The sequence below is a fragment of the Rhodonellum psychrophilum GCM71 = DSM 17998 genome (genome assembly GCF_000381545.1).
Taxonomy (GTDB): domain Bacteria; phylum Bacteroidota; class Bacteroidia; order Cytophagales; family Cyclobacteriaceae; genus Rhodonellum; species Rhodonellum psychrophilum.
In genome coordinates this window covers 213,453-234,057 of sequence record NZ_KB906674.1, presented here as the reverse complement: position 1 = coordinate 234,057, position 20,605 = coordinate 213,453, and the positions used below count along the sequence as shown (strand labels likewise).

At 42.3% G+C, this 20,605-nt stretch carries 18 protein-coding genes; 10 read left to right on the top strand and 8 right to left on the bottom strand.

Features of this window, described 5'->3' with window-relative positions; all coding sequences use genetic code 11:
* Nucleotides 1-13: 13 nt before the first annotated feature.
* From F824_RS0104180 to F824_RS0104165, 4 genes are all read right to left on the bottom strand, one after another.
* Nucleotides 14-985, bottom strand: coding sequence for a PorP/SprF family type IX secretion system membrane protein (locus F824_RS0104180; protein WP_019596606.1), 972 nt, complete (start codon nt 983-985; stop codon nt 14-16).
* 76 nt (nt 986-1,061) lie between these two features.
* On the bottom strand, nt 1,062-1,838 hold the full coding sequence (locus F824_RS0104175) for a uroporphyrinogen-III synthase (RefSeq protein WP_019596605.1): 777 nt from the start codon (nt 1,836-1,838) through the stop codon (nt 1,062-1,064).
* A gap of 38 nt (nt 1,839-1,876) precedes the next feature.
* On the bottom strand, nt 1,877-2,998 hold the full coding sequence (locus F824_RS0104170; protein ID WP_019596604.1) for a DUF4271 domain-containing protein: 1,122 nt from the start codon (nt 2,996-2,998) through the stop codon (nt 1,877-1,879).
* 3 nt (nt 2,999-3,001) lie between these two features.
* Nucleotides 3,002-4,717: a POTRA domain-containing protein gene (locus F824_RS0104165; RefSeq protein WP_236613219.1), complete on the bottom strand. Its 1,716-nt coding sequence runs from the start codon at nt 4,715-4,717 to the stop codon at nt 3,002-3,004.
* Nucleotides 4,718-4,774: 57 nt separating this feature from the next.
* Here F824_RS0104165 and hemW point away from each other — a divergent pair, with 57 nt between their 5' ends.
* Nucleotides 4,775-5,902, top strand: coding sequence for a radical SAM family heme chaperone HemW (gene hemW, locus F824_RS0104160; protein ID WP_026333485.1), 1,128 nt, complete (start codon nt 4,775-4,777; stop codon nt 5,900-5,902).
* Nucleotides 5,903-5,926: 24 nt separating this feature from the next.
* Nucleotides 5,927-6,241 (top strand): DUF721 domain-containing protein, encoded by a 315-nt coding sequence (locus tag F824_RS0104155; RefSeq protein ID WP_019596601.1) that lies wholly within the window; start codon nt 5,927-5,929, stop codon nt 6,239-6,241.
* Between the two features lie 4 nt (nt 6,242-6,245).
* Here the strand turns inward: F824_RS0104155 and F824_RS0104150 are convergent, their stop codons facing one another.
* Both F824_RS0104150 and F824_RS27915 read right to left on the bottom strand, forming a co-directional pair.
* Entirely contained in the window at nt 6,246-6,965 is a 720-nt protein-coding gene (locus F824_RS0104150) for a DUF4197 domain-containing protein (RefSeq protein WP_019596600.1), read from the bottom strand.
* A gap of 77 nt (nt 6,966-7,042) precedes the next feature.
* Nucleotides 7,043-7,234 carry a hypothetical protein gene (locus F824_RS27915; RefSeq protein ID WP_236613215.1) on the bottom strand — a complete coding sequence of 64 codons (192 nt, stop codon included), beginning with the start codon at nt 7,232-7,234 and terminating at the stop codon, nt 7,043-7,045.
* Nucleotide 7,235: 1 nt separating this feature from the next.
* Here F824_RS27915 and F824_RS0104145 point away from each other — a divergent pair, with 1 nt between their 5' ends.
* The 6 genes from F824_RS0104145 to F824_RS0104120 all read left to right on the top strand — a co-directional run bounded on the left by F824_RS0104145 (nt 7,236) and on the right by F824_RS0104120 (nt 14,251).
* The gene (locus F824_RS0104145; RefSeq protein ID WP_236613214.1) at nt 7,236-9,125 is read left to right on the top strand and encodes a PP2C family protein-serine/threonine phosphatase; all 1,890 of its coding nucleotides are present in this window, start codon (nt 7,236-7,238) and stop codon (nt 9,123-9,125) included.
* 30 nt (nt 9,126-9,155) lie between these two features.
* Nucleotides 9,156-9,500: an STAS domain-containing protein gene (locus F824_RS0104140; RefSeq protein WP_019596598.1), complete on the top strand. Its 345-nt coding sequence runs from the start codon at nt 9,156-9,158 to the stop codon at nt 9,498-9,500.
* Entirely contained in the window at nt 9,490-9,906 is a 417-nt protein-coding gene (locus tag F824_RS0104135; protein ID WP_026333484.1) for an ATP-binding protein, read from the top strand. Before F824_RS0104140 ends, F824_RS0104135 begins: the two co-directional genes overlap by 11 nt.
* Before the next feature lie 92 nt (nt 9,907-9,998).
* Nucleotides 9,999-12,005 carry a peptidylprolyl isomerase gene (locus F824_RS0104130; RefSeq protein ID WP_019596596.1) on the top strand — a complete coding sequence of 669 codons (2,007 nt, stop codon included), beginning with the start codon at nt 9,999-10,001 and terminating at the stop codon, nt 12,003-12,005.
* Nucleotides 11,959-12,861 carry a peptidylprolyl isomerase gene (locus tag F824_RS0104125; RefSeq protein WP_019596595.1) on the top strand — a complete coding sequence of 301 codons (903 nt, stop codon included), beginning with the start codon at nt 11,959-11,961 and terminating at the stop codon, nt 12,859-12,861. Before F824_RS0104130 ends, F824_RS0104125 begins: the two co-directional genes overlap by 47 nt.
* Nucleotides 12,854-14,251 carry a peptidylprolyl isomerase gene (locus tag F824_RS0104120; RefSeq protein WP_019596594.1) on the top strand — a complete coding sequence of 466 codons (1,398 nt, stop codon included), beginning with the start codon at nt 12,854-12,856 and terminating at the stop codon, nt 14,249-14,251. The genes F824_RS0104125 and F824_RS0104120 overlap by 8 nt, the downstream gene beginning before the upstream one ends.
* Nucleotides 14,252-14,346: 95 nt before the next feature.
* Here F824_RS0104120 and pheS read toward each other — a convergent pair whose 3' ends face one another.
* Nucleotides 14,347-15,375, bottom strand: coding sequence for a phenylalanine--tRNA ligase subunit alpha (pheS, locus tag F824_RS0104115; protein ID WP_019596593.1), 1,029 nt, complete (start codon nt 15,373-15,375; stop codon nt 14,347-14,349).
* A 459-nt stretch (nt 15,376-15,834) separates the two neighbouring features.
* Here pheS and F824_RS0104100 point away from each other — a divergent pair, with 459 nt between their 5' ends.
* Together F824_RS0104100 and F824_RS0104095 are read left to right on the top strand one after the other, a co-directional pair.
* Nucleotides 15,835-16,401 (top strand): fasciclin domain-containing protein, encoded by a 567-nt coding sequence (locus F824_RS0104100; RefSeq protein WP_019596591.1) that lies wholly within the window; start codon nt 15,835-15,837, stop codon nt 16,399-16,401.
* 382 nt (nt 16,402-16,783) lie between these two features.
* The gene (locus F824_RS0104095; RefSeq protein WP_019596590.1) at nt 16,784-17,437 is read left to right on the top strand and encodes a hypothetical protein; all 654 of its coding nucleotides are present in this window, start codon (nt 16,784-16,786) and stop codon (nt 17,435-17,437) included.
* A 77-nt stretch (nt 17,438-17,514) separates the two neighbouring features.
* On the opposite strand, the gene F824_RS0104090 is transcribed toward F824_RS0104095, so the two are convergent.
* Entirely contained in the window at nt 17,515-20,388 is a 2,874-nt protein-coding gene (locus F824_RS0104090; RefSeq protein ID WP_019596589.1) for an outer membrane beta-barrel protein, read from the bottom strand.
* Between the last annotated feature and the right edge of the window lie 217 nt (nt 20,389-20,605).

Below are 20,605 nucleotides of genomic sequence, written 5' to 3'. Positions count from 1 at the left end.
ATTATTTTTTTTTTTAAAACCTAAACCTTGGCGTTCTCTGAATCACTTTTTGCAATTCCCTTGAGACAGAAGGTAAATTATACGTTAACATAAACTCGTGGCTGGTAGGTGATTTGGCATCAAGTCCACCCACAACCAAATCAAAGGCATATCCTATTTTCAAAGAGTTGTCCTTAAGAATGCTATAGCCTATCAATAATGATACCGACTCTTCGCCGCGAAATGCAATTCCCCCACTTATTTTTTGTTTATGCGTTGCTATAACGCTTACATCGTAAGAAAAATTATTGAACGAAACTGTTTTTAAAAGAAAAACTGGTTCAAATACCCACAAAGCAAAAGTCTTGAACCTATAGCCTGCTAGTAAATAAGTATGGTTTTTCAATTGGTTATCGATTGCTCCATCCCCAAAATCAAATCCTGGTTCATTGAGATGTTTGCTGCTTAAGCCCACATAATAATTCCCTTTGTCCAGTACCACTCCTGCTCCAAAATTCAAATTCATCTGGGTTTCACTGCCTGTATCTGGGACAAGTGGGTCAGGATTGACCACATTGAATTCATCAAAATTAATGGTGCTCGAAAAAACCCCTCCACTTACTCCAAAACTAAGTTTCCCTCCTCTGATGTTTTTGTGGTATGCAAGCGCCAAATTGATTTCCTGGCTATTGGTCAACCCAATATTATCATTCACAAAAGTCAAGCCGTATCCAATTCCTCTATCTCCCAGAGTTCCCGAAGCAGTTACCAATTGAGTAACTGGTGCTGGACCGTTGGTTCCGGAATAATTCAACCACTGTGTCCGATGCAGAGCCGAAAATCGGTAACCTGCATCTTTTCCCGCAAATGCCGGATTGTAAAACAGGCCATTGTACATGTACTGTGTAAATTGCGCATCCTGCTGGGCAATGGATTGCACAGCATACAAAAGACCAGCCGATAGGATCAGGAAAAATCTAAGAAGAGAAAAATTCAGTTTAACCATGTATCAAAAGATTTATCTTTTAAGTCTCTATTTTACACATTTAAACTGAAAATGGCCACAAAAGATTAAAAAGATGCTATAATAAATTATTCGCCTTCTTGATATAAAGCTCTAGGGCGCCAGTCATGCTTGGAGCATTCGGCATGGGGGCTTCAATATCCAAGATTAGACCGAGTTCTTTTACAGCCATGCCAGTAGTCGGTCCAAATGCAGCGATTCTGGTATTGTTTTGCTCAAACTCGGGAAAATTTTGTTTGAGCGACTTGATCCCGGAAGGACTGAAAAACGCCAAAACATCATATTTAATATCCCTCAGGTCTGAAAGGTCCGCTGACACGGTATGATAAATGATCGCCTCCGTGAACTCAATGTTGTTCTTTTCCATGTAATCAGGAATTTCACCCTTCCGGATGTCAGAACAAGGGAAAAGGTATTTCTCTGATTTATGCTTCTTGAAATAATCGAAAAGATCTGAAGCCGTTTTTTGACCTACAAATAATTTTCTCTTCCTGATAACAATGTATTTTTGAAGGTAGTGTGCGGTTTGGTCAGAGATACAGAAATATTTCATTTCCGGTGGCATCTCTATTTTCAGCTCTTTGCAAATCGTGAAAAAATGATCAATTGCATTTCTACTTGTAAAAATAACTGCCGTATGCTTCAGAATATCTATTTTCTGCTTCCTAAAATCCTTGATCGAAACTGGCTCCACCACAATGAATGGTCTGAAATCAATTTTCAATTTATATTTTTCAGCCAACTGGAAATAGGGTGATTTTAAATCCGTAGGCTTTGGTTGTGAAACTAATATGCTCCTCACTGGATTGAATCTGTCTTTAATAGATTTAGTCATCTTCTTTCGCTTCTCCTAAATTTTACCTTGTGTAAGAATCAGTACAACCCAAGAATCAATTTTGCAATTATCAAAAAGGGGACTAGTTCTGCGGTGCAAATGTAAGCAAATAAATGGTATTTTTTAAACGAAACTCTTTTCATCATAATGATAAATAACATGAAAATACCGAATACATAAACCCAGAAGAAGCTGGTTAAGCCATATTTGATTGCAAAAGGAATTTTTACAGGATTATTTAACGCAAACATGGCGATTACTACCACCATTAGAAAAACCAAAATGGAAATGATCCTCAACAAATAAAAGAAATGGGAAAATTCAAATTTCCCAAGGTCAAAAATAAAGGCCAAAAATCTTAAAAATAAAAATTTGAGGATGGTCACTCCAAATAAGATCAAGGTGACGAGCAGCCAATTTAAAAAGAGCTGGTTCAGGTCTCCATCGACAAAGGTGTACCATTTGGAAATTCCTGACCCTTGAATCACCGCCATCACAAGCAGGGTCAAAAGCATGTTGACGATCAGGATATAAAAAATGACATCAACGGAAAAAAACTTCTGAATGGAATTGCTCTCCGAGAAATCCTCCGCTGAAAAAACCGATACTGGGGTAATAATGGATGCCAGCACAAGTGGATAAATCATTTTATAGATCGCAACCAAAAACAATACGATTATCAATGCGAGAAAGTAAAAATCATAAAACTCGGTCTTTGCTCGCTTCTGGGGCAAATTGTCAACCAGTCTCACTTCGGTTTCCGAAGTCTCCACCCCGAAATACCCCTTTATTACGGAAACCTCCTCTTTAACTATTTCTTTTTTGAAGACTGTCAATTCCAAATTCCCTGCATTTGCCATTTTAAAATTCTCCCTCAAAAAAGAACTTGGGACTCGGAATGCCGTGTCCCTGACAGCGTAAAACCAAAGTTTTTGATCCAAAAAAACGGTTGAGGTTGCAGGAATACTGATTTTGAAAACACTAAGCGGGAAATTCTTCACATCCAAGTTGACCTGGATCATCTCTGACAACTGGAATCCATCAACCTGATCTACTGTCTTAAGTTTACTTTCATAATTTTCAATCACCTGGCCTTCAGTGCCAAAATGCAGGCAAAAAATCAATGTGAAAAGGAAAAATAATCTTTTATTGTAAATCATAGTTCAAAACCTTCCGGTGTACCCAAAGTGAATTTTTGAGAAATTGAGCACAAACTCCTGTGCATTGGATTTCCCGAGGGCATAGATGAAGTTGAAAATCCCGCTTCCGGTTTCCAAGCTGATGCCAACTCCTGTAGATACTGGGTAATCCGCCGGAAAACCCTGGACATTGTTTCCCAGTCTTCCCAAGTCTGCAAAAATCAGAAAATAAGAATAGGTATCAAAATAAAATCTCGGCTCCACATTGAAATAGATATAGTTTTGCGCGAAAAAATAATTTTCATTGAAGCCTCTGATGGATTTCAAACCTCCCAATCGATATAGATCGTTGCCAAAAAGATTCTTGCTGTCCATCATCCCAGCAGATAATCCAGTAAATGCACCAAAATTCTGATTGAGATAAAAATATTTTTTCAAAGCACCTTTGACAAAATACTGTACCGTTTTTGCGTCCAAGCCTTCATAGACGCTTTGGGGTATGCCTGTGTTTTGTAAAATGGACTTGTTCCCCACCCCAAATTCAAACTGTCCGTAAAACCCTCTTCTTGCCTGGAAAACATCATCCAAAAGAAACAATTCATATTGGACCCCATAATTATTGAATCTGAAATCCAAAAATTCAGGCAATGTTGTGATTTGACCCAAATCCGAAACCGCCAACAAATCCCCAGCTTGTCTTCTATAAAAGAAACTCAGGTAGCCATTAGCATTGGGCCGATAACCCAAATCCACCCTGAAATCACGATTCAAAAAAGTAGTATCTTCCTTTAGGAGATAAAAAGAGGCCTTTATATCCAGCATCGACCCCAAAATGAGCGGTTCTATCCCAGAGACTTTTAGATTTTGAGAGTATTGGCTGAGGCGTTGCCAATTGAGTTGATAATTCCGACCCCTTCCACCGACATTGTAGAGGGCAAGGTCAAATTGTCCGGTGACCAGTAACTTATTGTTTTCGATTTCATTGGGAAGAAAGCCGATGATGCCATCCAAAGTATTCATCCGGCGATCATTTAGGGGAAGATAAAGTATCGCCTCCTCGTTTTGAAAACTCAATTCTGGCTCTCCCTCCCATCGTAGATAGGGAAGATTCTTGATTTGACCGATGCCTTGATCCACTTTTTTTTGGGAAAAAGGATCCCCCGGACGGATCTGGAGCAACTTGGATAGATAGGTGGGGTTGATCTTGGAATTGCCCGTGATGCGCAATGAATCAAAGGATATGAAAGGCCCAGGATCAAGGTTTAGAGAGGCCGAAAAACCCTTCCCCGCCCTTTGGATACTGTCCAATTTGATGGAGGAAAATGGAAACCCTGAATTTTCCGATTCCCTCAAAAGCACTGCGAAAACTTTGGCCACCTCCTCATATTCAAAAGGCTTGTTCTGGAATTGTTTGACATCAATCCCGGATTTTACCCACAGCAGCGGGTCCACATTTCCCCTCCCGAGATGCAGCCATTCAAACCGCTCACCGGTTTGGATATGGAGAGACAATGTGTCCGAAGAGGAAGACTGAGGCATTGCCAAAGGATTCAGATATCCCAACAATGCGATCTCCTGGTATCGGCTTTTCACATAATTCACCAAGACCAATGTATCCTCAAAGGCAAGGATTTGCCGCTGGGTGATTCCTCCGGAGAGCTCCAGTTGGAGCCATTTCTTCTCCTGCGAAAAAGCCTGCTGCCCCAGAAGCGAAAGGAAAAATATCAGGAAAAATACCACTTGTTTCAATGTCAGCGCTTTGGTTTGGTTATCTTTGTGTGGCTAAAAGTAAATAAATTGTCCGGTATCTACATTCACATCCCCTATTGTAAACAGGCTTGTCACTACTGTGACTTTCATTTCAGCACCAATGCTTCCCAAATGCAGGAAATGGTGGACATGATCTGCAAGGAATTGATCCTAAGAAAAAACTATCTCCCTTCCAAAAACCCGATTAAAACCATTTATTTCGGCGGGGGTACGCCATCGCTGCTTTCGCTGGCTCAGATGGATCAAATTTTGGAAGTGATTGCGAAGCATTATTCTTTGGCCTTGAAAGAAATGACCCTTGAAGCCAACCCTGATGACCTTCAACCCTCAAAACTACTGGAATTGAAGGCATTGGGTTTCGACAGGCTGAGTATCGGCATCCAAAGTTTCGATGAGCAGATCCTCAAATTCTACAACCGGGCACACAATGCCAAGGAATCAATGCATGCAATTGCGCTGGCAAAACAGGCAGGGTTTCAAAAACTCTCCGTTGACCTTATTTATGGATTTCCTTCCCCCGACCACCAGATATGGAAGAAGGATTTGGAAATCGCACTTGGCCAGGACCCTGGACATATCAGCAGCTATTGCCTGACTGTGGAGCCAAAGACAGCCTTGGGGAATTGGACAAAAAAAGGGGTTTTCCAGCCTGCCTCGGAGGATTTTGCTGCCGAGCAATTCGAAATCCTTCAAGACACAATGGACCAATCTGGATACATTCAGTATGAAATATCCAATTTTGCACGGGAGGAAGCATTCGCACTCCACAACACCAATTACTGGAAGGCAATCCCCTATCTCGGGATCGGACCAAGCGCACACTCCTTTGATGGACAGGACCGTGGATCCAATCGGGCACACAATGCCCATTACATCAAAAACTTACAGCAGAATCAACCTGTGTTTGAGGTAGATTCAATGATCCCAATGGACCTTCTGAATGAATATATCCTCACCTCGATCCGAACCATTTGGGGCACTGACCTTGCTTACATCACAGAAAGGTTCGACTTGGATCTCCTAAAGGAAAATCAGAAGATCCTCAAAAAACTGACGGAAGAAGGTTTGGTCGAGAATCTAAAAAATCACCTCGTACTGACAAGAAGGGGAAAACTCCTGGCCGATAGTATTGCCGCTTCTCTTTTTATATCATAAATTCCATTTACTTTTGAGCCAAGGATGGAAAAACACAGGGATTTTACGGGAAGGAAAAAAGAGGTAGCCCCTCTGAAAGATGCGATTGAGGAATTGCTGAAAGCCTATAGACTCAAGGATAAATTTGACGAAAGGCGCATCATTCAAGCTTGGCCAGAAATCATTGGCCAAACCATCGCCAGCAGGACCAGCTCGATATATATCAAGGAGAAGAAACTCTTTGTCAAACTCACCTCCGGACCTGTCAAGAAAGAGCTGATCATGAACAGGTCCAAAGTCATGGACCTGATCGAAAAACAGTTTGGCAAAGGTGTGATAGAAGAATTGGTTTTTTTGTAGTGAATTACTTGTCTTGGGCGGCAAACACTTTTTTCATCAAAGCCGTCGATCTTTCCAATGGATTTTCCCGGATTTTCCTTTCTTCTTCCATGACCAATTTAAAAAGCCCATCAATGGCCCTTTCGGTCACATATTCTTTTAAATCTGGATTTATTTTCCTGCTGGTCAAGGGAAGGGAATTATAGCCATTGGCCAAATCACCGTAGTATTTGGTTGCACCAACTTCATTCAAGGCCTCTTGGATTTTCGGTTGAAACAAGGCAATCAATTGGGTTTCGGTTGATCTCCTCAGGTATTGAGAGGCAGCATCAGGTTCACCTTTAAGAATGGCAAATGCATCCTGGATGGTCATCTGTTTGATGGCATTGATAAACAAAGGCTTGGCTTCTTTAGCGGCACTTTCTGCACCACGATTGATGGCCAATAGGGCGCGGTCCACCTCTGCTCCAAGTCCCAACTGCCTCAGGGTGTTCTCTACTCTTTGGGCATCTTCAGGCAGTAGAATTTTAATCAGGTCATTCTTGAAAAAACCATCTGTCTGGGAAGCCCTATCTGCTCCATTTTGGATGCCTTGTACCAAGGCTTCTTTTAAACCTCCGGCGACTTCCTGTTGTGAAAGTGGCAATTGCCCGCCCACACCCTGCAGCACTTTGTTCAAGTCCGAGGTGGTACAGGCGGTAAAAAACATCAGCATGATAATCAGGAATGGGTAGGGATTTCGCATGGGAAACTTTAAATATTTTAACATTAATTTATATTTGATCAGGCTAACGTGAACGGGATTATTAAGTTTGTTTTGTATTATTGCGCTTGTCTTTGAATAATGTTTAAAATCCCCAGCATAAATATCGGAAAGATAAGTCTATTGGTTGCCATTTTAACTTGGCTTGCCTTACTTTTTGTAGATATATCAAGGATTTTTGCCGTTTTAAGCCAAATTGATTCGGGTATTTCCATTGAAATTTCCTGGATTCTGGAAATTTCTTTTTTCATAATGGTGTACATTTTTTACAATGACTCCATCCAAAAAAGCGAGAACAACAATTTTCTGGATATGATTTGGCGGGGAGCCACCACCGGCATTTTGGCAACCGCAGTTTCTTTGTTGATCATGTTTTTTTATTATCTTCTCGGCGAAAGCAGGCTGGCGACTGATCCCCTGCTGTTTAATTTTTTCTACCATGTCAATTTTGCCTTTATCACCTTATTTCTCATTTCAAGCACGCTGTTATGGCGGCATCTGATCCTTTACCAAAAAAACAAGAAGGTTGTCCAACAATGGCAAGCATTTGAAATCGCCCTGTTGATCAGTATGTTTTTCATATTTTTCAACAAAAACACGCTTGATTACAGCTTTCTTTTCGGATTGTTTTTTCTCTTGATCTTTGGCACCAGTCTTTCCGCCAACCTGAAGTGGATTCCTTATCTGACTTTCAAGGAGAAATGGAAATCGATCCTGTTTTTGGGCATCATACTGCTCTGTACCAGTTTTCTCTTTTTCCAGTTGCTTTCCTACAGTGAAAGTGCAGATATCTTGGTAAACCTGACGGACAATCTCTTTCTCCTTTCGCTGTTTGGATTCGTCTTTATCTACTCGCTTTTCAGCTTTCTGGTGACGTTTTTCAACCTGCCGACTTCCTCTGTGTTTGAACAAAAACTCTTGGAGGTGATCAACTTCCAGCGGTTAAGCCAATCCATCAAACCAGGGGAAAATGAAAGCCAGGTATTGGACATTCTTGTGGATTCGTGCATGAGTGCAGCCTATGTCGATGCCGCTTGGCTTGAATTGAAACAAGACCATAAGTCCCATTTTATCCATCAGCGGTTTGTGAAAAACAAAGAAAGAAGAGAGCTCTACGAGATGATCAACATGGCAAAACCTTTCTTGGAATTCAACTGGCAGGATCAAGGGAATGAAAGAAAGGTTTTTTATGGTAAAATTCCGCATCCAAAATTCAAGTCTGCCATGGTCATTCCACTGGTGGTCAATAAGGAAACAATGGGCAGGATTTTCCTGGCAAAGGAAGTAAAGGATGGGTTCAACAAGGAAATGATCAACATCATATCCACCTTTGTCGGCCAGGCTTGTATCTCCGTCGAAAACTCAAGGCTACTCAATGAGGCCATCAAAAACGAACGGTATAAGGAGGAATTGAAAATAGCCCAACAGGTACAGCGGAGCCTACTTCCTTCTCAACTCAACCATGATGAGACCTTCGAGATCTTTGGCTTTTCCGAAGCCGCGGATGAAGTTGGTGGTGATTATTATGATACCCATCAAATCGATGGGCATCGTTTTGCGGTAATTATTGGTGATGTCTCGGGCAAGGGAACGTCTGCGGCGTTCAACATGTCCCAAATGAAAGGCATCTTCCACAGCCTGGTCCAGATCGATCCCAGTCCCGGCGAATTCTTGATCAAGGCCAACACCGCACTGAGCAAATGCCTCGAAAAAAACCATTTCATTACCACCACTTATTATATCCTGGATACCAAAAACAAAAACATCTACTTTTCGAGAGCGGGTCATTGCCCAACTTTGTTTTTTGATGCCAGCACCGATTCCTGTGAATTTTTACGTGTTGGGGGAATGGGTTTGGGGATTGTCAGAAATAAGCTTTATGAAAATTATGTCCACGAAAACGAAATCCATTATGAAAAAGATGACCTCTTGGTGATGTACACCGATGGGATTTTGGAGGCCAAAGACGGAAATGGACAGGAGTTTGGCTACGACAGATTGAAGGCTTTGGTAAAAGCCAATCATACCCAATCCGCAAAAATAATAAATGAAAAAATCATTCAGGGTGTTTTTGAGTTTATAGGTGATAATGCAATTCTCGATGATGATTATTCAGTAATGGTAATTCGTTTCAACCAATAACTTAAGCATTTCAATAGCGTATAAGAAATCATGTTAAGGATCGAAAAAACAATTGTCCAGAAAAGTGTCATCCTCCAATTGATTGGAGAAGTGGATGCCAGCAATTCAGTGGAACTGGATGATGCTATCCAGACATTGGTCCAGGAAGATGCCAAAAGCATCCTTGTTGACGGAACAGGACTCGAATACATATCCTCTGCCGGACTTGGCGTTTTCATGTCCTATTTGGAAGAATTCGAAGAAAAACAAATCGTATTGGTGATTTTTGGTTTGAGTGATAAAGTCCAACAGGTGTTTCACATTCTGGGCCTTGATCAATTGATCAACATCAAAGAAACTAAAGAGGAGGCGCTGGAAGTCGTTTATGCAAAATAAGTTAAGACTATATTGTGATACGCAACAACTTGCGGAGCTAAGATTGTTTTTGAACGACTTTCTGATCACTACCCCACTACCAGAGATCGAACAGCACCAAGTCACCCTCGCCGTCGAGGAAGTGTGCGCCAATCTCATCATCCATTCCCATGACTGTAATTCCACTGAATTTATAGAACTCTCCGCCAGACAAAGCGAGGAGGGCTTGATTTTCGAAATAAAGGATTATGGTGTTGCCTTCAACCTTTTGGAATACAAAGAGCCTGAATTGTCCCGTGTCATCAAAGAAAAAAGAAAGGGAGGATTGGGTATTATTTTGGTGAAAAAAATCATGGATAAAATCGAATTTGAATCTTCGGAAACAGAAAACACCTGTCGATTATTCAAGAACCTAAAATCCAAATAATTGTTAATAATTGCTTCTTTCTCCATTCTGGCCCAATATTTCTACATTTTAATTTGTAACATTGCAGTATCATTTTCGGCATGTCACTAAATATGAGCGTCAAACATTTATGTATTGTTATACTGGTTTTCGTCTTTTCCTGTAGCCCCAAAGCTCTAATTCCACAAGAGACCCTACAAGACAATACACCAAAGCCACTTTTAATCATTGGAAACGAGGAAGTGTTTTCAGAGGAATTTTTGCACATTCTCTCCAAAAGCCGAGAGTTTCAGACAATGGATGAGAAGCTTACCTCAGAAGAGTTTGAGAAAAATCTAGCCCTTTTCATCAATTTCAAGCTAAAAGTGAAAGAAGCCGAAAACCTCGGCTTGGATAAGGTTGAGGAATTTGATAGGGAATTTGAAATGTTCAAGGAAGACTTGATCAAACCTTTTTTAATCAAAAATTCTCTCCAAGAAGGCGAATTGATGAAAGCTTACAACAGGATGCAGGAGGTCGTGAAAGCCAGCCACATTTTGCTCCAATTCCCAAACAATGCAAGCAGAGAAGATTCCATTGCTGTTTTCCGCATGGCCGAAAAACTAAAAAAGGAAGCGGAGGCAGGTGCTGATTTCAATGAATTGGCGGCCAAATACTCGGATGACCCCTCGGCCAAAGAAAACAAAGGCAGTTTGGGTTATTTCACTGCTCTGCAGATGGTGTACCAATTTGAGGATGCCGCATTTTCCCTCAATCCAGGGGAAATCTCCTCCCCGGTTTTGACCAATTTTGGATATCATATCATCAAACTCGAAGACAGAAAACCAAATCCTGGTGAAATCAAGGTCTCCCATATTCTGGTGAGAACCCAAGCTGGCGACCCTGTTTCCGAAGAAAGAGCCTTGCGCAAAATCGGTGACATCTACACCGAATTGCAAAAACCCGAAAGTATCTGGGAAGAAGTTTGCCAGGCCTATTCGGAGGATTTGGGGACCAAAAATACTGGCGGAAACCTGCCTTGGATTGGTGTAGGAGCAGTACTTCCCGATTTTGAGAGAGTTGCCTTTGCCCTGACGGAAGAAGGTGAAATTTCTCCTCCAGTAAAAACACTTTATGGCTTTCACATCATTCGCCTTGAAGATAAAAAGCCCATTGCACCCTATGAGGAGATGGAAGCTGCCATCAAGTCAAAAATCTTACGCGATAGCCGGTCCGGCTTAATCCAATCCCAAGTATTGGCGATGCAAAAATCAAAATTCGGCTATGTCGAAAATGAAGCGCTTATCGAGGAAGTGAAAAAGGTGTATACTGAAAATCAAAAAAACAATATTCAGGAAATTGTCTCGCAAAAACAATTGCTGGACAGTACGCTTTTCACGATTACCGCCAAACCCAAAACGGTTGGTGATTTTATCGGTTTTACCAAAGCAGACCGCCAAAACGTACGCATCACAGGAGAGGGATACTTCAAGTCTTGGTTTGATAAGTTTATTGAAGTGAGCCTCAATGAAGCAGAAGAAGCCGATCTTTTGGCCAACAATGACGACTACAGGCTCCTGATCAAGGAATACAGGGATGGCATCTTGTTGTTTTCTTTGATGAATGAGAAAGTTTGGCAAAAAGCATTGGAGGACAGCTTAGGCCAACAAAATTTCTTCGCAGAAAACATCGATAGGTATCAATGGAAAGAACGGGTAAATGCCCTGATCGTCAAAATGGGCAAGGATGAGTCGGCTCCAGCCGTCAAAAAATTCCTTTCCGACAAAAAATTGCTCCCCAATCTTCAGGACAGACTTGAAAACACCTTCTTGGACAAAGATCCTTTGGCATTTACAATGGAGGAAGGAATTTACGAATTGGAGGCACATCCCGTCTTGAAAAAAGCCGATCCGACTAAAACTTTTCAAGATTTGAAAATAGACGGAAAGGTGGTTTTTCTGGTCCTCGGGGAGAAAGTTCCTGCTGGGCCCAAAAAATTTGAGGAGACCAGAGGGAAAGTCATTCAGGATTTCCAGGAATATCTGGAAAAAGACATGGTCAGGATATTGAAAAAAAATTATATCATCAGGATCAATGAGGACGAAAAACAAAGGGTTTTCGAAACTGTGGTCAATAGGTAATTTCCTGCTGTTTGTTACCATTGGGATCAGCGTCACTTCCTGTGACCTTTTCAAATTCAAATCACAGGAAGAACTGGACGAATCAGATCCCATCGTGGCCACAGTGGCCAACCAACACCTTAGAAAATCGGAGCTTTCCTTCGTGAAAACAGAAAGCTCAACTGCAGAAGACAGCATGGAAATGGCCAACCGCTATGTCCAATCTTGGATCAAAAAACAACTGATGATTCGAGAGGCAGGTAAATCCATGGAATTTGATGAGGCGGAAATCAACAGAAAGCTTCTGGATTACAAATATGCCCTAATGGTCTATGAGTATGAAAAAGCTTATGTGAACTCCAAAATAGACCAAGAAATCAGTCTGCAGGAAATAGCGGAGTATTACGCAGCCAATCAAAAAAATTTCACCCTACGGGAAATCATCGTGCGGACAAATTTCCTCAAGATGGAAAAAGGAAACAGCCAAAACCGGGAACTTGAAAAATTGCTTTCCGGAAACAAATCCGCAGAGGACGTTAAAAAAATCGCACTCAAGGATGCTGTCAATTATTTTCTTGAAGACTCCACCTGGGTCAGATTTGAAGATATTATCATCAACACCCCCCTTGTCTCCAATAACAATAAGGTGCAACTCTTGAAGCAGAATTCATTGATAAAGGTAGACGATGAGGATTATCGTTATTACTTCAAAATATTGGAATACAAATTGCAAGATCAAATTCCACCACTGGACTTTGTCAAAGATGAGATTTCCAAAATCCTGATCAATAAAAAAAGGGTATCTTTAATCGATGCGCTCCAAAAAGAAATTTACAACCGAGCACTTGAAAACAATGAGATTAGATTATATGACTAAGATAAATGGATTGCTGATAATTTTCCTGATGTTCTTTGCGCAGGAAATTTCATTTGCACAGGGTCAAGACACTACTGCGACAGCCAAACCCGCAACACCCACACCCACTTCGGGTCAGGTGGTGGATAAGATCATCGCAAAAGTTGACAATTACATCATCCTGGAATCGGATCTTCAAAAAGCATTCCTAGAAGCCCAAGGACAGTCTCAGGAAGGTTTCCCAGTACCCACAAGGTGCGAGGTTTTCGAATCCCTGATGATCAACAAGCTGATGATGGCCAAAGCGGAAATCGATTCAGTCATGGTAACCGATGCTGAAGTAATCATTCAAGCTGACCAGAGATTTGCCATGGTCATGCAGCAATTCGGAGGAGACGAAGGAACCCTAGTTGAGATTTATGGTAAAACCGGCGAACAATTGAAAAAAGAAATCGAGGAGGCGCTAAGAGAACAGTTGACCGTGCAAAAAATGCAGGGGAAAATCACGCAAGGTCTGGCTGTATCTCCGGCTGAAGTGAGGAAATTCTTCAATTCCATCCAAAGGGATTCCCTTCCGTTTTTCTCTGCAGAAGTAACCGTGGGGCAGATTGTGAAAAAACCCGAAGTCAGTAGAGAGGTAAAAAATGACATTGTAAAACAAATGCTCGAATTCAAAAGGATGATTGGCACTGGAGAAAGTGATTTCGCCACGCTTGCCAAACAATACTCCCAAGATCCCGCCTCGGCCATTCAGGGGGGAGAATTGGGTTTCTTCAGAAGAGGGGAACTTGCTCCCGAATATGAGGCAACTTCCCTTTTATTGAAGCCCGGAGAAATCAGTGATCCTGTGGAAACAACCTTTGGATTTCACATGATTCAATTATTGGAAAGAAGGGGAAACACTTTTAACACCAGGCATATCTTGATCAGACCACAACCTTCAGAATCCGATATCCTAAAAGCTGAGAATTATCTTGACAGCCTACGGGCAACCATCCTGGACAAAAAACTCGAATTTGCCAAGGCAGCCAAGGAATACTCCGACGACAGAAACACATCGGACAACGGTGGTTTCTTTTCTGATCCAGGATCTGGATCCAACCGATTGACCTTGAGAACCCTCGAGGACCCTGTACTTTATTTCACCTTGGATAGTATGAAAATAGGGACCATCACCAAACCCATGCGTTTCGAAGACGAAAGGGAAGGAACGAAAGTAAGGATCCTCTATTACAAAGAGAGATTTCCTGCACACAGGGCAAACCTAAATGACGATTACGAAAAGCTTAAAATGGCCACCAAAAGGAAAAAAGAAGAAGAGCTGTTGAACAGCTGGTTTTTGATCGCCAAAGAGGATGTTTTTATTGACATCGATGCTGCATACGACAGGTGCAATGTCCTTCAGAAATAACAAAAATAAAATCGCCCCATAAAAAAGACCGTTGATCAGCGAGGATAAAACCAAAACTGACCAACGGTCTTTTTTTTCACTTTACCAAGCGCACTTTAAAGCATCGGCTTGAATTGCTTTAAAAATCTGACATCATTTTCAGTAAATAACCTCAAGTCCTTGATCTGATATTTCAGCATCGCAATCCGCTCGATCCCCATTCCAAAGGCAAAGCCTGTGTATTTTTTGGAGTCAATACCGCAATTATCCAACACATTGGGATCAACCATTCCAGAGCCACCGATTTCCACCCAACCACTTCCTTTGCAGATATTACAGCCCTTGCCACCGCAAAGTTGGCAGCTGATGTCTATCTCTGCACTAGGTTCTGTAAATGGGAAAAAGGAAGGTCTGAATCTCACTTTTGTTTCCTTGCCAAACATCTCCTTAGCAAAATGGTACAAGGTGTTTTTCAAATCCGCAAAACCCACGTTTTCATCCACATAAAGCCCTTCCACTTGGTGGAAGATACAATGCGCACGAGCAGAAATCGCCTCATTTCTGTACACGCGACCTGGAGAAAGGGTTCTGATGGGTGGCTTTTGGTTTTCCATCACGCGCACCTGCACCGATGAAGTATGCGTCCTGAGGGCAATGTCAGGATCTTTTTCTATAAAAAAAGTGTCCTGCATCTCCCTAGCGGGGTGGTTGATGGGGAAATTCAAAGCCGTGAAATTGTGCCAATCGTCCTCGATTTCAGGTCCTTCGGAAAGATTGAATCCGATGCGCTCAAAAATCTCGATAATCCGCTGACGTGTAGCCGTCAAAGGATGTATTCCCCCGGCCCCAACATTGCTCGGAGGCAGCGTGAGATCAATGTCAAATGCATTGGATTGCTTTTTGTCCGTATTGACCCTTTCTATCAACTCCTGGAATTTTTCCTCTGCAAGTTGCTTCAATTCATTGATCACCTGCCCGAAGACTTTCTTTTCCTCGTTGGGAATATTCTTCATCTCGGCAAAAAGCTCCCCAACAACACTTTTCTTGCTGATATATTCCATTCTATAAGCCTCCAACTCTTCGGGGGAGCTGGCCGTGGCTTGGGCGATGGCATTCTTGATTTCGGCAACCTTATCCTGATGCATGCGGTTTTTGATTTTATTCTTGAGTACAAATCTAAAAGAATCTGCTGGAAAAACTGAGTTGAATCAAAAATTAGGTGTTTACTTAAATCTAATACATGCAATCCCGTCTTTATTCAAGTAGGGACTCACCTATTCAATTGCCAACGGGTCAAACCAGATTCTTCCGAAATAACTTCCATTGCGCTTTTGGCAACATCTGGGAAGTATTTCCCCTCCTATCCACAAACTTTTGATACTTCTCAAGATCCACTTGAATTCAAGAGCGCCTTCCTCGCAATCAATTGTATGGTTGAGATCAGGGGCAATCCCAATGCTGTTTTTGATTGGGGGATATATTTGATTATAAATCGTTGACAATGTGACTCGTTTGGATGAAGTCATGTTTTTTTTATGTCCATAAGATCCAATCCTCTCCTCACTTCCGTAATTCTCCCCAAATAAACAAAAAAACTAAAAATCATGAAAACTATCAAATTATTTCAAGCAGCATTCTTGGCCATGTTTTTTCTAAGTGCTCAAGTAGCTTTTGCTCAAATGGAGAAGACGGTAGAAGTGGGCGGCGCCCCAATGTATCCCTCCAAAAATATTGTGGAAAATGCAGTGAAATCTGCTGACCACACGACATTGGTTGCTGCGGTGACCGCTGCTGGCTTGGTGGAAACGCTTCAAACCGCAGGTCCTTTCACGGTATTTGCTCCTACCAATGCAGCTTTCGCAAAATTACCAGCTGGAACTGTAGAGTCTTTGGTAAAACCAGAAAACAAAGCAACCTTGACCAACATTTTGACCTACCATGTAGTGGCCGGAAAAATGGGTTCCAAAGAAATCGCTGCCGCCATCAAGAAGGGTAACGGTAAAGCCAAATTGACAACTGTCAGTGGTGGAACATTGACGGCCTGGATGGAAGGAAAAGACCTTTACATCTCTGACGAAAATGGTGGAAAATCCAAAGTGACGATTGCAGATGTGTTTCAGTCAAACGGTGTGATTCACGTAGTGGACACAGTCGTACTTCCAAAAAGCTAAAATCAAGCAACACCACAAAAAAAGGAGTCTTCAGATATGGAGACTCCTTTTTTTGTGTCAAAATGACTCAAATCAAGCCCTATCAAGATGTAGAAAGGTTGTTTTGGTAAATTTGGGTTTACCTAGGAAAAGAAGGAAGGCAATGATTTTAAACGAACTGCTGTTATTTTCCTTTTAAGCCCAAAATGTGCATTAGGTTTCGCAATAGAGGTTGAAACTACAAAAAATCAGACTGTTTGGACAATAAGGTATCGTCCAATATGGCGAAGTCAAAAACAGTAAACAACCGACTGATTATTAAGCAATTTCAGGCCGGAATAGAATTGACAATGCATACTTTTGTGCTTTAAAATGGCTACATTAATCCTCTAAAAATGCCCTTATGAAATCTTTCACCCTTCTTTTTTTCCTGTTTATCCTACTCATAGGCTGCCAGCGCAAGGACGAGAGATCCGATAATTCTGATCTTGACAAAACCTCCAAAGACACCCTGAACTCCACAGAAAAGCCTAATATTTTGCCAGATTCGGCTTTAAAGCCAGCAAATGAAAAACCCATATTGGCTTTGACGTCCAATGCCCTGCAATTGGTCATTCTCTTGACAGGATCGACTAGGGAAATTTCCTTCGGAATGCCATTGGACCAGATGGTGGCATTGATGGATCAGGTTTTGGAACTGGAAGTATCCAATGTGGGGCTGAATGGAGAATGCGGTGCCGGTCCTTTGACAATGGCTACCTTGAGCAATGGTTTGACCTTGGTATTCCAAGAGGACAAGACAAAAAATGAATGGGTTTTTGAAGGATGGTATTTGGGAGAGGTTGCGAATTCAAAGGCAACCTTGACGACAATTGCAGGTATTGGCATAGGATCCACAAGGGCAGAAATGGAAGATGTGACTATCATCGAAGTCTTTGAATCCAGTCTGGGCCAGGAGTTTTCCACCGAATCGGGATTGTATGGGGTTTTTTCCGGCACGGGAAAAGATGCTAAAATCACTGATCTCTGGAGTGGGATCAGTTGTATTTTTAGGTAAATGCGCCTTTCATCAAAGTATCCAAAAACAAAAGAGGCCGGAATCAATCCCGGCCTCTTTTGTCAAATACTCATTTTTTACCAAGATCTTCCTCCTCCTCCCGGTCTGCCTCGCTGCCAAGGCTGCTCGGAAGAGGGTTCAGGCTGCTTGAAGTTGCCAAGAATATAAGTGAAGGTCAACATGCTGTATCGGGTCAAAACGTTGGTGAAGACATCCGTCACTGCCACATCGGAAATGGTTCTGGTGATGCTGTTGTTTTGATTGAGCAAATCAAAGATAACCAGCTTCAACTCGGCCTTGTTGTTTTTGGCGAAGCGAAAACCGCCCTCAATGTTCCACAGCCAAACCGACTGGTCAAATCCTTCCGATAGCCCTCTGTATAAAATATTGTTCACAGTGTTGCCCATGAACAATTTCCCGTTGTTTGGGGAAAAATAGAGGCGGAGGTTGGATTCCTGGATGAAATAATTGTTGTCCAGGTTCTGCTGAAGACTGCTGTTTACAATCGTGTAAGTCCCGGTGGTACTCAGGGTAAAGTCAACATTCTTGCTGATGTTACTCGTAAAGGTTACCCCTTGGCTCAAATCAATGTTGTCATTCAGATTTTTCTCCCCGTTGATGATTCCCGGCGTACGGTTGAATCCAAGACGCGTATTGGAATTGAATTGTGTTTTGATTCCCTTGATCGGTGCGCCATAGGTCAGGAAAAATCGAGTTCTGAAATTCCCGTCCAAATTGACCGGCTGCGAAATTTGTCCACCTGGACGAAGGAGGATTTCCCCATTGATCAAGGTGTCCTGGGCAGTGATGAAAGTACTGTTCCCGATAAAATTACTCGTGGATGAATAATTGACAAACATGAAGAGTGTCCGTGATTTTTCCAGATTGACCTTGCTGACATTTGCAAAGATGTTGTGGTTAAAGCTTTGTCCCAAGGAAGGGTTTCCGACTCGGAGATTCAAAGGGTTTTGGTTGTTGACCACATTCTGCAACTCCGCAACGCTCGGCTCATCTGTCCCTGTTCGGTAGCGAAGTCGGTAACTCAAGCCTGATTCACGGTTTCTGTAACTGATATTGGCACTTGGCAGGATATTGTTGAAGTCCCTCTTGAAAACTCCCACAGTAGGGAAAATACTGTTGTTGTCCAATCGGGCATTTTGGTAGTCAAGGTTCAAGTTGACATTCCAGCCTGCATTGTTGTAGGCATATCCTGACCGCAATCGTTGGGTGATAAATTTATTGTCAAACTCATTGCTGAGGGCGGTATCCAACACGTAAATGCCTTGCTCTTCCGCGACGACGAATGTTTTTTGGTCGGCAGAGGTCTTGTTGTTTCCGACTTGGTAGCCGAAGGTACCAATGGATTTTTCTCCCAAAGGTTCGGTGAAGGTGAGGTTTACCCGATAATTGAATCCATCGGAAAGTGCGGTGGTTTCCTGTAAAGTGGTATCCAAACTGGTTCTGATATAGTCCCTGCTTGCTGCCAAGAGATCCGAAAATTGGTCCCGCTTGTTTATCGCCGTGAATACATCCGTGGAAAATGTCCTTCCCACCTTATCGAATTTGTAACGGTAGGTAATGTTGTTGGAGATATTGTAGGACTTGGTTTCCGCATTGGTGACGGAACGAAGCGCACTCAGGGAATCGTTGGAATTTCCCAAGGTCAATGCATCCCTGTCACCAAATGTTTTGTTCGTTTGAAAGGAAATGCTCGGTGTGACGATGATGGCATTCTTTTCATTGAGGTCTGCCTCCATTCTCCCGCTTACCCGATGGTTGTAATTTTCCACTGTATTGATCAGATTTTCCTGATAATACTGTCTCAGATTCTGATTGACGACCGTTTCTCGGTTGGTGATTTGACGCAAATTGTTGGAGGTATTGTTGAAGAAATAACTCCCTGAAAAATTTACTTTTTTACCCCATTTGTCGCTGTAGTTCAATCCCAATGCGCCAGTGGAAAGAATTCCAATGTCATTGCCGACAAAGAAGTTGTTGTTTCCTCCACCTGGTCGGCCACCACCTCCAGGTCGGCCACCACCCCCTCCTCCGGTAGCATTGGCACTGACTCCGGCTAGATCCTGACTGGAAAAGTTTTGCTGGTTGATGTTGTTGAGCAGACCAAGTACCGAAACCCTTCGGTCCCCTTTGAAAAAGTTTAGACTTCCTCCCGCAGAGTAGCGGTCGTCGGTACCATAACCGCCATAAACCCGTCCAAACTGACCATTTTTCCGGTCTTCCCGAAGAATGATGTTGATGGTTTTGGAATAATTTCCATCATCAAATCCCGTCAACCTGCTTTGGTCGGATCGCTGATCCAAGATTTCGATCCTGTCGATGGCATCTGCTGGTAAATTTCTGAGCGCGATGCTCGGATCACTTCCAAAAAACTCCCGGCCATCGACCAAGATCTTCTGAACTTGCTCGCCTTGGGCCTGGATTTGACCTCCCTGAAAAGTGATTCCAGGTAATTTTCTTACCAAATCCTCCGCTTGTGCATTTTCTTGGGTTTTGAATGCATTGGCATTGAAGGACGTCGTATCTCCTTTCATTTCACCGACTGGAACCTGGCCTTCGATGACGACCTCTCCCAGAAGCTTGCTGTCTTCGACCAATACCAAGATGCCCAAATCGAGCGCATCTCCTCTGCTGAGGGTTCTCGTGATTTTCTTGTATCCCAAAAATGAAATTTCCACCACTACTGTCGGGATCCTGGGACGGTCTATTTCAAATGTACCATCTACTCCGGTCACTGTGGAAGTAAGCAAGGAATCCGTCACGGTTTTGATCAGGACATTTGCCCCGATCATCGTGTCTTTACTCAGGCCTTCGATGACTTGTCCTTTTATTTTTTGGACCTGTCCGCGGTTTTCGGGTCGCTGTGAATAGCCTTCCAGGGACATGCCAATCAAAAAAAGCGTGAAAAATAATTTTAAAGTAGAAATTTTCATCATGTGTAAAGTTATATCAGGTTCTTAGACACATGGCTTCCCAAAAAGTTTAAGTGGGTGGCGTCGAAAATTTTGAATGGATTTAAACCCTTTTAAAAGGTTTTAAATACCTATAAACTCAATAAGCATGAATTATTTGGCCTTCAACCCGAAATATGCAATAGGTTTCCAAATGGGATTGAAACTGAAAGAAAATCAGACTATTGGGAGAATAATT